Annotated in this window: 13 protein-coding genes; 5 read left to right on the plus strand and 8 right to left on the minus strand. The window is 46.2% G+C overall.

What is annotated here, in order from left to right; all coding sequences use genetic code 11:
• Positions 1-97 precede the first annotated feature (97 nt).
• The 5 genes from OEV42_05115 to OEV42_05135 all read left to right on the plus strand — a co-directional run bounded on the left by OEV42_05115 (position 98) and on the right by OEV42_05135 (position 7,987).
• The gene (locus OEV42_05115; GenBank protein ID MDH3973641.1) at positions 98-2,407 is read left to right on the plus strand and encodes a tetratricopeptide repeat protein; all 2,310 of its coding nucleotides are present in this window, start codon (positions 98-100) and stop codon (positions 2,405-2,407) included.
• A gap of 206 nt (positions 2,408-2,613) precedes the next feature.
• Positions 2,614-3,945 carry a threonine synthase gene (gene thrC, locus OEV42_05120; GenBank protein MDH3973642.1) on the plus strand — a complete coding sequence of 444 codons (1,332 nt, stop codon included), beginning with the start codon at positions 2,614-2,616 and terminating at the stop codon, positions 3,943-3,945.
• A 33-nt stretch (positions 3,946-3,978) separates the two neighbouring features.
• Complete coding sequence (locus tag OEV42_05125; GenBank protein ID MDH3973643.1) at positions 3,979-5,160, plus strand: PLP-dependent aspartate aminotransferase family protein; 1,182 nt, start codon at positions 3,979-3,981, stop codon at positions 5,158-5,160.
• Positions 5,161-5,224: 64 nt separating this feature from the next.
• Positions 5,225-6,664 (plus strand): hypothetical protein, encoded by a 1,440-nt coding sequence (locus OEV42_05130; GenBank protein MDH3973644.1) that lies wholly within the window; start codon positions 5,225-5,227, stop codon positions 6,662-6,664.
• Between the two features lie 174 nt (positions 6,665-6,838).
• On the plus strand, positions 6,839-7,987 hold the full coding sequence (locus OEV42_05135) for a metallophosphoesterase (GenBank protein ID MDH3973645.1): 1,149 nt from the start codon (positions 6,839-6,841) through the stop codon (positions 7,985-7,987).
• Position 7,988: 1 nt separating this feature from the next.
• Here the strand turns inward: OEV42_05135 and OEV42_05140 are convergent, their stop codons facing one another.
• The 8 genes from OEV42_05140 to OEV42_05175 form a co-directional block, all read right to left on the minus strand.
• On the minus strand, positions 7,989-8,996 hold the full coding sequence (locus tag OEV42_05140) for a response regulator (GenBank protein MDH3973646.1): 1,008 nt from the start codon (positions 8,994-8,996) through the stop codon (positions 7,989-7,991).
• Positions 8,997-9,011: 15 nt separating this feature from the next.
• Positions 9,012-9,764, minus strand: a complete 753-nt coding sequence (locus OEV42_05145; protein MDH3973647.1) for a sulfite exporter TauE/SafE family protein — start codon at positions 9,762-9,764, stop codon at positions 9,012-9,014.
• Positions 9,765-9,771: 7 nt separating this feature from the next.
• Positions 9,772-10,389, minus strand: coding sequence for a HAMP domain-containing protein (locus tag OEV42_05150; GenBank protein ID MDH3973648.1), 618 nt, complete (start codon positions 10,387-10,389; stop codon positions 9,772-9,774).
• 25 nt (positions 10,390-10,414) lie between these two features.
• Positions 10,415-11,206 (minus strand): sulfite exporter TauE/SafE family protein, encoded by a 792-nt coding sequence (locus tag OEV42_05155; GenBank protein ID MDH3973649.1) that lies wholly within the window; start codon positions 11,204-11,206, stop codon positions 10,415-10,417.
• Entirely contained in the window at positions 11,203-11,991 is a 789-nt protein-coding gene (locus tag OEV42_05160) for a cell wall metabolism sensor histidine kinase WalK (GenBank protein ID MDH3973650.1), read from the minus strand. The genes OEV42_05155 and OEV42_05160 overlap by 4 nt, the downstream gene beginning before the upstream one ends.
• A gap of 44 nt (positions 11,992-12,035) precedes the next feature.
• Positions 12,036-12,389, minus strand: coding sequence for a response regulator (locus tag OEV42_05165; GenBank protein MDH3973651.1), 354 nt, complete (start codon positions 12,387-12,389; stop codon positions 12,036-12,038).
• Between the two features lie 89 nt (positions 12,390-12,478).
• Positions 12,479-13,261, minus strand: a complete 783-nt coding sequence (locus OEV42_05170) for a ParA family protein (GenBank protein MDH3973652.1) — start codon at positions 13,259-13,261, stop codon at positions 12,479-12,481.
• Positions 13,262-13,294: 33 nt separating this feature from the next.
• Positions 13,295-15,896: chemotaxis protein CheA (locus tag OEV42_05175; GenBank protein MDH3973653.1), on the minus strand; the 2,602-nt coding region annotated here is incomplete at its 5' end.

Here is a 15,896-nt window from a genome sequence, read left to right on the forward strand (position 1 = left end):
CCGGTTTTATTTATAATTGGATAAATAGTTGCCGGTATGTTAAAAAGGAATTGAAAACTTAACCTGAAAATAGATTATTAACCGTAAGGGGTTTCTTATGCGATACAGGAGAATTGATAAAAGGTTTCTCGTTAACGTTGCTTGCCTTTTTTCTTTTTTAATTCTTATCTTTTCATGCAGTGAAAATAAAGAAGAAAAAATAAAGAATCATTTTAAGCGGGGAGAACAGTATCTAAGTGTAATGAAATACAGGGAAGCCATTATTGAATTTAAAAATGTAATTCAGTTAAATCCAAATAACGCGCAGGGACATTATAAGCTGGGAACGGCATACTGGAAGCTGGGAGGCAAAAAAAATATTCAACTCGCATTTGCTGAATTTAATAAAACGGTAAATCTTGATTCCGGTGTAATTGACGCTCAACTGAAACTGGCAGAGATCTATCTTGTCACCGGGAATCTTGAAAAAGCAAAAGAGAGGGTCCGCTATGTTTTAGGCGTGGATGCTGAAAACCTTGATGCCGGGGTGTTAAATGCCGCTATTCTGGCAGCAGAAAAGAATTTTGATTCTGCTGTTCCCCTGCTTAATGAAATTATTGGAAAAGCTTCCGGTGATATTCGCGCTCATATGGTTTTGGCCTCTATTTATACTGCACAGAGGAAGGCGGACCTGGCAAAAAAGATGTATAAGGAAGCCATATCAGTTCAGGGCAATGATGTCAAACCGCGGCTTGCATTGGCCCGTCTGTTTCTCATGCAGAATGATAAAGAGAGCGCTGAGAAAACTTTAAAAGATACGCTTCGGGTTGCTCCCGGAAACAGGGATGCGCTGGCATATTTAGCGCGTTTATATAGGATGACAGGCAGAAAGGAAAGGGCGGAAAAGACTTATAGAGAGATAATTAAACTAAACCCCGGTGATAATGAAGGCTATGCTTTGCTTGCAGCTTTTTATGAGGCAGGTGACCAGGAGGATAAGGCCCTAGAAACATTAAAGAGCGGACTGGCCAAGGTTGAAAATTCTATGGGGCTTAAAAGAAGAATTGCCACTCTCCTTTTGAATAAAGGGGACAGGAAAGGGGCTTCCCGTGAGATAGAAGGCATTCTTAAGGAGAATAAAGAAGACGCTTACGCACTCTACCTGAGAGGCAGACTGGACCTGATGGAAAGCAAGTTTAAGGATGCTGTCAAAAACCTTAAAAGTTCTGTTCGGTTATCACCGAAATTTGCAGAGGGCCGCCTCTATCTTGGCCTTGCTTATGAGGCGGCAAATGATCTTCATTTAGCGAAATCGGAACTGCTGGAGGCGCTCAAGCTTAATCCCGGCCTGGATAAAGCTATCTTGCCTTTGGCATCCATTTACCTCATGACCAAAGATTATAATCTGGCCCTTGAAGCAGTAAATAAAGTCCTCAAAAAGGCCCCCCGGAATCTATCGGCCAACCTCATTGCCGGAGATATTAAAATAGAGATGAAGAAGCTTGAAGATGCTGCCGGACACTTTAACAGGGTTAAAGAACTGTATCCCCATGATCCAAGAAGTTATGCAAAGCTGGGCCTTATTCATCAGTACCAGGGAAGAGATGACGATGCTGTCAGGGAGTACGAGGCAGTGCTGGAAAAGAATCCTCTTTTAATTGATGTGTTGAGAATGATAATAACGATTCATTTAAATAATAAAGCGCCGGAAAAAGCAATCAAGCGGATGAGAGCACAGCTTGATAAAGCGCCCCATGATGCTGTCATGAACCATTTGATGGGGCGGGTTTACTGGATGACGGGAGATATAGGCAATGCGGAAAAATACTATAGGAAAAGTATGGAAATTGATGATGGAAGGGTCGATGTCTATATCGATCTTGGAAAAATCTATAATAAAAAAGGGAGCCTTGATGAGGCCATCAGGAAATATGAAGAGGCAATAAAAATCAGTCCTGAAAATCTTGCGCCCTATATGCTTCTTGGCGTTATTTATGAAAACAAAAAAGAGGTGGAAAAAGCGACGGAAATTTACAAAAAAGCGCTTCAAATTAATCCCGGCTTTGCTCCGGCAGCCAATAATCTCGCCTGGATTTATGTTGAGAACGATGGAAACATGGATGTAGCTCTTTCGCTCGCCGAAAGGGCAAAGGAAGAGCTTCCCCATGATCCCTCTATTTCAGATACATTAGGCTGGATTTATTATAAGAAGCAAGCTTATCTGAAAGCCATTTCTCTTTTTAGGGAGAGTCTTGAAAAAACTCCCGATACTCCTGCCATACATTATCACCTCGGTATGGCTTACGCCATGAAGGGAGATGAGGCCCTTGCCAGAGCGTCGCTTGAAAAAGCCTTGTCCTTAAGTAAGGATTTTCCGGGTGCAGATGAAGCCGGGGAAACTTTAAAGCGCATTAAAAAAGGGGAGTGACTTTTTTTAAAAAAAGAGGGATCAACTTTATGTCCCGCTGCTTGCAGCGGGTTTTTTACTTGCTCTTTGGCTTGCATAGACAGGTTTATCTTTTTATAAATGAAAAAAGAGCAATGCGCCTGCCGGGGATTCAAACCTTTTGACATTTACCCTCTCTTTATCCTATCATAATCGCTTCAAATCAATAATTATAATGAGGTTGTTTAATGGCTTACAAGGCATGGTTCCAGTGCATCAGGGGGTGTGATGAAAGGTATCCTCTCGACGAGGTAATTTACCAGTGTAAAAATTGTGGCGGATTGCTTGAAGTTGTTCATGACATGGAGGCGCTGAAGAAAACATCGGCTAACCAGTGGAAGGAACTTTTTGAAGAGCGATGCAGCAGGAATTCCTGGCCATACGGCAGTGGCGTATGGGGAAAGAAAGAACTTGTCTGTCCCTATGTTTCCGATGATAACGTGGTCTCTCTCTTTGAGGGGACTTCCAACCTTTTCTGGGCGGAGAGATTCGGTAAGGAACTGGGTTTAAAAGACCTCTGGATAAAGCTTTGCGGTAATTCACATACGGGCTCCTTTAAGGACCTTGGCATGACCGTTCTTGTGTCAGTGGTTAAACAGATGATTAACGACGGCAAGGATATCAGCGCCGTTGCCTGTGCCTCAACGGGTGATACTTCGGCCGCTCTGGCCGCTTATTGTGCGGCGGCAGGTGTGCCGGCTATTGTCTTCCTGCCAAAAAACAAGGTATCCCTGGCCCAGCTTATACAGCCCATTGCCAATAATGCCATTGTTCTTTCTCTTGATACGGATTTTGACGGTTGCATGGAAATCGTCAAGGAGGTAACGGCTGATAATAAAATTTATCTTGCCAATTCGATGAATTCCTTAAGGGTGGAAGGGCAGAAGACCGTCGGCATAGAGATTGTTCAGCAGTTTGACTGGAATGTGCCTGATGTCATTATTATTCCCGGTGGAAACCTGGGTAATGTGAGTGCCCTTGGCAAGGGATTCCTCATGATGGAAAAACTCGGTATTACTAATAAGCGCCCGCGGATTGTCGTTGCCCAGGCACAGAAGGCGAACCCGCTTTACAGGAGCTATCAGACAAATTACGAGCATTTTGAGCCTGTACAGGCTCAAAAAACGCTTGCAAGCGCTATTCAGATCGGTAATCCCGTCAGTTACGAAAAGGCCGTTGCCGTGCTAAAGGAGTTTGACGGTATCGTCGAAGAGGCGACGGAAGAGGAGCTGGCTGACGCTGCGGCAAGGGGCGACAAGACAGGTATGTTTAACTGCCCCCATACGGGTGTCGCCCTGGCTGCTCTTATTAAGCTTGTCAAAAGGGGGGAAATTCAATCCAGCGACAAGGTGGTTGTTATCTCGACGGCCCATGGCCTTAAATTTACCGAATTCAAGCAGGGCTATCATGAAGGGAACATTGAAGAGGTATCGTCCCGTTATGCCAACAGGCCCGTAGACCTTCCCGCTAATGTTGATGTCGTTAAAAAGGCTATCTACGATAAGCTGGAAAAAATGTGATAAAGATTGTTAATTTAACAAAAAGGATTTTTCATGAGTAATAATAAACGAGGGCTTTCAACGAAGGCCGTTCATGGTGGTGACAAGAGGGACCTTCCTCAACGTTCGCTGACCTTTCCCATATTTCAGACTTCAACTTACTGGTTTAAGGATACGGAAGAGCTTTGCGGTTATATGGATGGAAAGCTCGACAGGGAAGAGTACGGCCGTTATGGTAATTATACGGAAAAGGCGGCTGAAGATAAACTGGCTGAACTGGAAGGCGCCGAGGCCTGCGCCCTTTTCTCCTCAGGTATGACGGCAACAACATTTACATTGTTAGGCATGCTTTCACAGGGACATCATCTTGTTATTACCAGTGACAGCTATCGGAGAACCCGCCAGTTCTGCCTGACCTATCTTAAAAAATTCGGTATCGACGTGAGCATTGTTCCCCCAGGTGATTATGATGCCATGGAAGCAGCTATCACCAATAAAACAAAACTCATATTTTCCGAATCACCGACCAATCCTTACCTTAACGTTCTCGATTTGGAGAAAGTTGCCGCCATTGGTAAAAAACACAGGGTAAAGACAATTATAGACGCGACCTTTGCCACACCTTACAACCAGCGTCCCATAGCCTTCGGCATTGATCTCGTTATTCATAGCGCCACCAAATATCTTGGCGGACATAACGATCTCCTTGCCGGCGCTGTGCTCGGCAGGGAGCCCATGGTTGATGCCATTCGCGAAGTAAGGGGCGTTATGGGAGGGATTGTAGATCCACACAATGCCTATCTTCTCATGAGGGGCCTGAAAACCTTTGCTCTCAGGCTTGAAAAGCAGAATGAGACGGCCCAGGCGCTGGCCGAATTTCTCGAAGGCCATCCCAAAGTGGAAAAGGTTCATTATCCGGGGCTGAAAAGCCACCCTCACCATGATATTGCTGTTAAGCAGATGAAGGGCTTCGGTGGTGTTGTCAGCTTTGAGATCAAAGGCGGCCTTGCTGAAGGGTCGAGGCTTGTTGATACAATAAAAATTCCTTTTATCGCGCCATCGCTGGGTGGTGTGGAATCACTCATAGAGCAGCCCTCCCTCATGAGTTTTTACGAACTGACGACGGAAGAGCGGCTGGCCGTGGGAATAAAAGATAATCTCATCCGTTATGCCGTTGGCATCGAAGACAAGGAAGACCTTATCGCCGATATAAAACAGGCCCTGGAAAAGGTTTAGGAACCTGTCGGCCTAAGTCCGACAGGTTCCTAAACCTTCCTTTTTATATTTCTGAGTCATTGCTTTGAAGGAAAAGGAAACAAATTATACGAGAGACAGGGGAGACCTGCTCAGGTTTCCCCTCGTCATGTCCCTTCTGGGTTCCCCCCGCTTTATCACCTCCCTCCAGGTTTTTACGCTTGCTCTCTTTGTGCTGGCCCTTTATAAAGGCTGCTCGGCGCCTCATGAGCGGGAGAACCTCTTTACGACGGGGCTCTTCTGGGGCCTTTTCTGGCCTTTTTTCATATTTATAACGACGCCCCTCTTTGGTAAGATTTTTTGTGCCCTTTGCCCCCACAGATTGATTATTTTTTCTCTGGGAGAACGTTTTGGACTCAACAATAAGGCGCCCAGGTGGATGACAGCAGGTTACGCCTCCATCATTATTGTCCTTATTTTTTACTGGTTTCCCGTTTATGCCTGGAAGGGGATTTTCCATAGTCCTCTCAACACGTCCATTTACTTTACGGTCTTCACTTTCGTTGCTGTCGCTATCTCCATTTACTACAGGCCAAGAGTTTGGTGTAAGGGGCTTTGTCCCGTGGCGTTGCCTACAAATATTGTTTCAAGGGCCGCTTTTTTCGGCATAAGAAGTTACAAAAGCAAGTGTGACAGTTGCAGGAAAGCGACCTGTGTTGCCGGGAGGACAGGATTTGAAGGATGCCCTCACGGAATCAATCCTTCAAAGCTGACGGAAAATTCAGACTGTACTCTCTGTATGAAGTGTATCAAGGCCTGCTCCCATGATGCCGTCAGCTTCGGCTTCCTTCGTCCCATGTCGGAGTTTGCTCTCAAGGGGCGAAAGGGAGACATGCCTGAAGCGCTGGGGCTCTTGCTTCTTTTCGGCGCCCTTACTCTTACCATGCAGCTTTATAACGGACTTTACCGGGGAGCGCTGAAGGACCGCTTTTTCCTGGCCAAAGTCGGGAGCCATATCCAGCCCTATGTGGATTTTGCCGTATCAAGAGAAGGGGCCATTGCTTTATCGGTTTTTTTCTTTAGTATTACCACCGTTACCCTCTACTTTTTTCTCTTTTCACACCTTGCTGCATGGATAGCAAAAAAAGAGATGTCTAAGGTATTTGAAGTTTTTGCCTGGACATTACTGCCGGCCTTTGCTTTTTCAAGCTTTTCCCAGATGAGTGAATTTTTCTTTTTCCGATACTACCCCATGATTGCAGACGGGTTTTTGAGCCTTTTCGGCTATGGCTTCAGGGTAAAACCGCTTGCTTCCATGAATTCACTCTGGCTCACGGTATTTAAACTGATTGCTATGGGGGGGGCCATGTGGTCTATAATATTAACGTGGCAGGCAAGCCGCAAATTTGCCGAAGGGGTGGCAATGAGAGTTATCATTTCACTTCCTTTCTGCTTTTTTCACCTTTTTATATTGATCGGTTTTACGGCCCACATGGTGGTAATGATCTTTCTCGATATGCCGCAGGTGACGGGTCCCAGGCAGTAAGTATTTTGTATAGTCATAGGGCCAATGAGACACAGATGAAGAGGACTTAGTTGTGATTTTTACAGATTAAAAGATTTCCGGCCGGCTTTGCTTTTAATTTCAAAACCTTTGCCCGTCATAGCAAATCTGTGAAAATCAGTGTCAAAATATCTTTCTCGGAGTAATAGATAGAAAATGTCAAAATTTATAGCTATCTTCCTCCTCGTTTACGGCTCCATGCATCTTTACGCTTTTTGGAGAACCCGGTCGGCTTTTGAGCCTTCCTTCTACCCGGCCCTTGGCCTTGCGGCTTTCTTCTTTTTTATGATGACTTCTCCTTTACTTACGCGATTCCTGGAAAGGGGAGGTTATGGCGACGGCGCCGCCGCTGTTATGGCATGGATCGCCTTTACGTGGATGGGCTTGCTTTTCCTCTTTATCTGTTTCTCTCTTGTCGTTGATATTTACGGTCTTCTTCTTGTTCCTCTTTCCTCTCTAACAGGAACAAGGGGACACCTCTTTGGCATTTCCCGGCCTCTTGCTTTCTATCTTCCCTTCGCTGTGACGCTGCTTGTTGCCTTCTACGGCGCTTTTGAAGCAAGAAATGTCATTGTAGAGCATGTTGAAATAAGGTCGGACAAAATTCCCAAAGAGATTGCCAAATTGAGAATAGTCCAGATATCCGATCTTCACATCGGCCTTCTTCTTAAGGACGGCAGGGTCAGTGAAATTGCAGAAATTTTAAAAAAAACGGAGCCCCACATTCTTGTTTCGACAGGGGATTTTGTTGACGGCAAGACGAGAGAACTTGTTGGGCTGGTTCAGCTTTTTAAGCAGATTAACCCGAAATACGGCAAGTATGCTGTTTTGGGGAACCATGAGTATTACGCAGGGATAGATTATTCCCTGAAGCTGACGCGCGACGCCGGATTTGTCGTTCTTCGCGGTTCAGGCGCCACCATTTCCGGGCTTATAAATATTGCCGGTGTCGATGATATTGCAGGCAAGGCCTTTGACGGATACAAGAGTGTTGATGAAAAGACCCTCCTTTCCGGTTTACCCCGTGACAAATTCACCCTCTTTCTCAAACATCGTTCACACATTGCCGAAGGAAGTGACAATCTTTTCGACCTGCAGCTTTCAGGGCATACGCACAGGGGGCAAATATTCCCCTTTACTTATGTTGTTGCTTATTTCTTTCCCCATCTTTCGGGGCTGGAAGACCTGCCCGGTGGCGGAAAAATTTATACAAGCCGGGGAACGGGCACATGGGGGCCGCAGATGAGGGTCTTGTCGCCGCCTGAAGTGACGGTAATCGATCTGGTATATGGAGAGAAAAGCTGATTTAGCTCAGGCTTTCATTTTGCGAACTGTTTAAAGCGGTATTTTTATTTATTTCCTTAATAAGGTGCTCCGTATCTTCAGTAATAGTAATCTCTGTTTCATTTTCAGTGGGGATGAAGTGATACAGGCCTTCCGTCTCTACCGACATGAGACTGAAAAAAGCCTCTTTCCCTCTCTCAGGTACTGTAAAGGCGTCGATTATATTCCCGTCCTTAAAATGTATGTGTCCTTCAACGGCCTCATTAATAATGGACAGTATGCCTGTTTCACGGTTTTCGACGACCTTTTCAACAAGCGCCCGGGTATTCATTTCTATTAACTTGCCCTCCATACTGCACTTAAGGCCTTTTGCAAATTCATGCTGCATCGCTATGGATTTGACTTCATCCGTTAATCCTTTCGGGCTGACGCTTTTTTCCAGCATATAATTTACGCCCACCTCCATTCCCTTCTCAAAAAGCTCCTCACTGATTTTACCGGAGAAGAGAACAAAGGGTGTCTCTTTAAATGCGCTCTCCCTTACATATTTGCAGAAAGCCAACCCGTCCATGCCTTTCAGTTCCACCGAAGAGATAATAAGGTTGTATAACCTTGTATGCATCAGTTCTATCGCCTTACAGGCTTCATTTGCCGTAACAACAAAAAAACCGGCCTTCGTCAGGTTGCGTTTTGTTACGTTTAGAAGCATGTGGCTCGGCTCCACCACAAGAACCGAAAAGGGCCGCCCCTTTTTCTTTATAAGGCCCTCCACTTTTTCAGTAACTTCCTTTTCAACGGAAAGATGCTGTTCATAGATAAGACTTTTCAATTCACGGGATTTAAGGCGTTCTGCTGAATCGCTTTTTCGTTTCATGACCACTTTGCCGTCAAATATCACAATGGTTATTACGTGATTTGAGGGAGAAGTAACATGCTCTGTCTGTATCTGGAACAATTTCTTGCCTGCTTTTACGCCTGACAGCTTACCGGGCAATGAAATACCTTCCTCCAAAGATTGATCCCTGTCCAACTTACTTACCTCCTTTCAAATGGAATGAAAAATTAAATGAATTCCTGTCAAAGTCATGAGGTAAACAAACATTTCTTTCAGGAGCCTGTCGCTTACCTTTACTGCAAAGCGCGGTGCAATCTGCCCTCCGCAAACGGCGCCGAGGGCTCCCCAGAAAAAATAGCCCCAATTAAGATTTGCTGAAAATATCCCGTGACTCATTGCGCCTACAAGGGATAGCAGAAACATTAAGTGGATGACTGTTGCAACAGCGCCGGTCATTTCCATATTTAATTTGTTTTTCAGCGATGGAATGAGCCATTCGCCGACGCCTACCGATAAAAAGCCCATCAGGAGCCCAAAAAATGCCGGGATGGGCAGTATTTGGGCAACCTTTTTTTTATCAAAGCGGTAGAGTCCCTGAGCGCTTAGCTCCTCACGGCCCGATATGAAAACAAGGGCCAAAATAAGCGACATTGCGCCCAAGGCAAGGTTCACTTGATTTTCAGGCAGCTTTACCGTGAGGAGGCTGCCAAGCACGATACCCGGCAGGGCCACTAAAAAAAGTATTCCTGTCAGTCTCTTTTCAACATGAGCCACTTTCGAGTATGCCAGGCTTCCACTTCCCATCCCTGCCACCTGAATCATCAAAGATATGGATACCGCCTCTTGTGGAGGCACGCCATAAGCCAGGATTAAAAGCGGCATCCACAAGATCCCGCCACCAATTCCTATGGTCATGGCAACAGAAGCAATTCCCACACCGGCAGGGAATAAGAATAATTCCATACCCACCTCAGTCCAGATTATTCAGGTCTGTTTCAAGAAGCTCAAATTCTCCGGAAAAATTTTTCAAAGAGTTGAGTTCCTTTTCCAGACGGTCAAATTGGCCTGCATGGGCCAAACTTATTTCTTTGCTGTTCCCGCAAGAGCGCCGGATCGAGTCAAGGGTCTCCAGCATATGTTTACAGGAACTATGGGTAAGGGCGGAAACTTCCTGCAAGTTACTTGTTAACTCATTGATCGCCGTTCCCAATTGTCCTATCTCATTGTCCGTTTCTATCTCTATGACCTGACTTAAGTCCCCTTCGTTTATATGGTTTGCGGCGTCAACCATCCGTTGTAAAGGCATGGTAATATTTCTGACAAACATGAGCAGCACAATAGCTACGACCAGCGTCAAGACGCCGAACATGACAACAACCTTGGTTCTTAGTTTTGCAAGGGGGTCAACATCTTGTTTGTGCACACTTTCATCTGAAGCATTTGTCTTTGCGGCAGAGATGTTTTGCCATATTTCCTCTTTCAGGTCGCTTCTGCTCATTTCAAAGGTGAACTCGACGCCGATCATCAAGGCAGCAATGACGATGAGCAGGAAATAGGCAAGAAGCTTTCTTTCGAGTCCCCGTTTCATTTATTCCTCTCTAACACCAAAGTAATCACATAAGGCTTTTGTAGATCATGTGAATCGCAGTAATTGCTATGGCCGTTCCGAAGAGATATTTCAGCGTTAGTGATGGCAGCCACCTGGCTATTTGCGGACCGATCTGCCCGCCGATAATCACTCCGGGAATGGTATATATAGCCACTTCCCAGCGGATCAGCCCGGAGGAAAGGTTTAGCGCTGTGGCGAGCCAGTTCATGGCTGCTTCAATCAGTATGGCCGTTGCAATCGCACGGTGGGGTTGGACCTTTAAATACCTTTCCAGCAAAGGAAACATACTCTCTGCTGTTCCTACGGATGAAACGCCGCTGGAAATACCGCCTAAAAAGGGCACCCAAAATACGGGATAGACTTCATCTACTCCGATAGCATACCTTGTGCCTTTCTTCCTTTGAATTGCCGATACAAAGGTCCATATAGCTATGGTGAGGACAAGGGAGCCAAATATAAACTTTAATATGCCGGGGCTTAAAATAGTCAGCAGATGATTACCGATAATCAGTCCCGGTATACCGAAAATGATCAAGGAGAATGCAATGTCGAACTCTATCTGCTTCTGCCTGAAATATCGTATGGCCCCGGAAGACATGCCGCACAATTCCGTAAGCATGCCTGTGGCCACTCCCTGGGCAGGGTGAAGTCCCATAATACCGATAAAGATAGGCTGGAAAATGATCCCGCCCCCAAATCCGCTGCTGTTTGCAAGTGATGCGATTACAATGGCGACAGGAAAGATCTTCCAGTAAATGAGTGATCCTTCTAAAAAAGCAAGTATATCACCAGTCACGTGAGATCCTTGAACTTCTCCAGAATATGGTCCGGCTCATTTCCTTTTACATGTTCACCATCATAGACAACGTTGTAATAATCAAAGGCCTGGACCATTTCCTTCAGTTCATCCATCTTTTCGGCCATAAGATCGAGTTGTTCATTGAGTTTCCGGTTCTCATTGTTTTCCTCAGGTCTGTTTTCCTCTATTTTTTCCAGGATATTTGTCATATCGTGGTCTACAGCACCCACAAAGAGCAGGACTTCCTGTAAGTTAACGGCAAGGTCATTAAAGCACTCGCCAAGTTGACCGATCTCATCCTTTGACATAACGGGTACGGTAGCGCTAAGGTTGCCGTCGCGAAGTTCCTTTGCGGCAAGGACCATATCGTCCAGTGGATTGGCAATGTTTTTTATGAAAATCAGGAGGGTTACACTAATTGATGTTGCCACAATAAAGAGAAGAATCATCATTCTCACCTGCAACTCTCTTATCGGTTTGAATGTCTTCTCCAACTCTGATTTATTTAGTTCAATGTGAGGGCGTACTTCGGTAATATTTGCTAAAATCTGATCTAAAAGCTTAGGTTCTCCCACTTCCCATATCATTTCCAGACCCACTACCAATGATACAAAAGCAATGAGAAGAAAATAGATAAGCAGCTTCTTTTTTAATTTGGAAAAAGGCCGCTGGTTAAAGAAAAACAGCCTCCCGTTTTTCATTTGGCTTTCCTTGCTTCGGCGTTCATCTCCCCGCCACTCTTTAGTATTATTCTCTGAGCTATTAGCAGAATCTTTTGACATAAATAGCCTCATTAGTCGCCCCGAAGGGGTGATTCAATATTAGATTAAATTTTGTCCAGGATACCCTTTAAGCTGCCGATGTCACCTTTGGCTATAAAGCCGATGACTCCAAGGGCGCTTGCTATTTTTTTGTAATCATCTTCTTGCAGTATGGTAACGACAACTATTTTGGCGCCGGGATCAAGCGACAGTATCTCTTTGCTGGCGCTTAGCCCGTCCTTGCCACGCATGGTAACGTCCATTGTGACCAGGTCCGGTTTTAATTTCTGGTAAAGCTCGACTGCGTCGTCACCGTTTTTTGCCTCACCGACAACTTCAGCGTCATGTGATTCGATCTCTTTTCTAAGCCGTTTCCGCATAAATGCCGAATCATCCACAATCAGTACCCTTTTACCCATTTTTACACCTCAAGTTATATTTTATAAATCTTTTTTACGCATCTCTTTTAATTGTTTGAGATTGAAAACCCGGTAAAACCCTTAACTAGTTAAGGCCCGCCAGGTTTTACAGTATCTCTGATAAGCATTTCAGCCACCCTGCCGTACGCCTTGGCCCCGGCGGACTTACTGTCAAACATGAGTGTCGGAACCCCTGCTCCCACCGATTCGGCCAATTTGACGTTTCGGGGGATAACGACAGGAATCAACTGTCCTTTCAGACTTTGCCTGACCTTAAGAACAATGGTTTTAGCAAGGTTTGTCCGCCCGTCAAACATGGTCAGCAGAAAACGTATTGTCTTAAGCCTGGGGTTGACCTTTCGCCTGATCAGTTCAACACGTTTGGTAATTAGAGGCAGTGTGTTTACGGCATGATATTCACACTGAACGGGAATAATAACGTAATTTGCCGCAGCGAGGGCATTTACAGTCATTGTTCCTGCTGAGGGAGGGCAATCTATGATGACATAATTAAATTTTTCATGCATCGGTTTCAGGGCGAAATCCATCGTCCGCCACTGTTTTCCTGCAAGACGCAGGGCGTCCTCCCGTTCACCGGTCCAAACATTGGATGGAACAATATACATGTTAGGCATTTTTGTTTTATAAATAACGGAACTCATAGGACAATGGTCTGTAAATACCTCAAATATCCCACCATTGGTTTTAGACCTGAAAAGTCCAAGGCCGGTCCCGACGCATCCCTGGGGATCCATATCGATTAAAAGGGTCCGGTGTCCTTCATCGGCAAGGCTGGCAGCCAGGTTAAGTGCTGTAGTTGTTTTTCCGACGCCGCCTTTTTGGCTTACGACAGCAATAATGGCACGAATCATTTTACCTCTGGCTTTCTTTGATCTTTGCAGATCTTAAGTACGTTTTGATTGCTTACGGGTAACACGGGCCGTACGTTTGCGTTCAAGTGCATACTGGATCAGGGCCGGCACATCAAGGATTAAAGAAACCCTTCCGTCTCCCAGGATCGTGGCTCCCGAAATTCCGTCCGTTTCCATATAGGCCTCTTCAAAAGGTTTGATGACTATGGAACTTTCACCGATGAGAGAATCTACGACAATTCCGGACTCTTTCACGCCATCGGTAACAATAACGGCGAAGAATTGCGGATTTTCCTCTTTGTTCTTCTCTTCTATGTTAAAGATGTCTGAAAGCCTGAGAAGGGGGATCACCTTGTCCCGTAACCGGATGACTTCCGTATTTTCAATGGTTTCAATTTCATTTCCTCTGGTGCGTTCCGTTTCAATGACGGACGTTATGGGAATACAGTAGGCTTCATCTCCAACCCTGACAAGGAGCGCCTGGATAATGGCCAGGGTCAGGGGAAGAACCACGCTAAACTGTGTATATTGACCGGGTTCCGACTCTATTTCGATGGTTCCTCTTAGTTTATCCACGTTTTTCTTGACCACATCCATGCCGACGCCGCGGCCGGAAATATCGGTTACTTTATCTGTTGTGCTGAAGCCGGGGTGGAAAATCAGGTTTGTTATTTCCCTCATTGTTAGCGCAGCAGCATCGAGCTTCGAAATGACGCCTTTTTCTATGGCAATTTTTTTGATTTGTTCAGTGTTAATTCCCTGTCCATCGTCACGGATATTTATTATCACCTTATCACCTTCATGGTGTGCTGAAAGCTCTATGTGTCCTTCGGGACTTTTCCCCGATTTTTTTCGAACTTCAGGTGATTCGATACCGTGGTCCATGGCATTTCGCAGCAGATGCACCAGCGGATTATAGATTTCTTCCGTTACATTTTTATCGAGTTCCGTTTCACCGCCGCTGATATGTACCTTGATGTTTTTACCCATTTCCTTTGACAGGTCCCGTACCAGCCGCGGAAACTTGTTAAAAATATCGTTTACAGGCACCATGCGGACTCTCATCACGTCTCCCTGGAGTTCATCAACCGTTCGTCCCAGTTCCAGAACCGCCTGGTCCAGGGTCATCCTGGCCTCCCTTAAATATTTGATCTCCTGTTTTTCTATACGCCCTGTATCCTTCAGCAGCCGTTCTACTTCGCGAAAGTTATTCGATATCTGTCCAAAAGTTGACTGGTTAACGACCAGTTCACCTATCCCTGCGATCAGATTGTCCACCTTTTCCGTTTCTACTCTCACCGTTTGTTTTGAAGCTGCCGATATTTGCGGAGTGAGTATGATCTCGTCAATCGATTTTCCCCGGGAGGGCTGCTTTTTATTGTCTGTAAATGATTTTGTGAGAGGCGCTTCTTCTTCCCGGGCAGTCTCTGTTATTCTCTCTTTATTTTCCCGGGTCTTTTCTTTTTCATTCTCTCCTCTTTCATGGTCAGGTTCTGCAATTTGCTTTTTGTTCAGCAGGGTGTCTTGCCGTAGAGGTTCGCTGTCCCCGGCGGGAAGAGGGGCCTTTTCTGCGGCAGAAGGCAGGGGCGGCATGAATTGTGAGCCTGGGGAGGCTTGAACCTCTGAATCGACAGGCGGGTCGTCAAAGGAGGTTTCTTTTTGTTCATGGAAGGGTTCTGAAGATATTATTTCAATCGGCTCAAAGGGAGGAGAAGAGCCCATAGCAAATTCATCGTGACTGACGAAGGGAGTCACTTCCGCCAGAATCAGTTCGGCCGTAAGTTCATTGATGCCCTTTACCTTTACCAAAGCTTCCTTTGTCGTCCTGCGAAGTGTTCCAACGGTCGTAAACCCGGCGTCTTCCAGCGCTTTGGTTTTTACTTTGCCTATTCCTGGAATATTTAACCTTTCAATAGTGACATCATCGGATACATCCAACTCTTCGAGTGAATCTAAAGAATGGACATCACTGGGAACGAAGAAGTCCTTTCTTTCTTCATCAGAATGAATAGCCTCCTGCTGTATTTCAAGATCAGCCTCTTCCGACACCGCCTCTTTTGGTGCCGTTTCTTCCGATACCGCCTCTTCCGTTACCGCTTCTTCCGCTGCCGCTTCTTCCGGTGCCGCCTCTTCCGACACCGCTTCTTCCGACACCGCTTCTTCCGACACCGCTTCTTCCGACACCGCCTCTTCCGCTACCGTTTCTTCCGTTCCCGTTTCTTCCGGTGCCGCTTCTTCCGGTGCCGCTTCTTCCGGTGTTGCCTCTTCCGTTACCGCTTCTTCCGGTGCCGCTTCTTCCGGTGCCGCTTCTTCCGGTGCCGCTTCTTCCGGTACCGCTTCTTCCGGTGCCGTTTCTTCCGGTGCCGTTTCTTCCGGTGCCGTTTCTTCCGTTACCGCTTCTTCCGTTACCGCTTCTTCCGTTACCGCTTCTTCCGGTGCCGCTTCTTCCGGTGCCGCCTCTTCCGGTGCCATTTCTTCCGGTACCGTTTCTTCCGGTGCCGCTTCTTCCGGTGCCGCTTCTTCCGCCGCCGCTTCTTCCGCTGCCGCTTCTTCCGGTGCCGCTTCTTCCGCCGCCGCTTCTTCCGCCGCCGCTTCTTCCGGTGCCGCCTCTTCCGGTACCGCCTCTTCCGGTGCC

The sequence above is a fragment of the Deltaproteobacteria bacterium genome, from assembly GCA_029860075.1.
In the GTDB taxonomy this organism is placed as follows: Bacteria; Desulfobacterota; JADFVX01; order JADFVX01; family JADFVX01; genus JAOUBX01.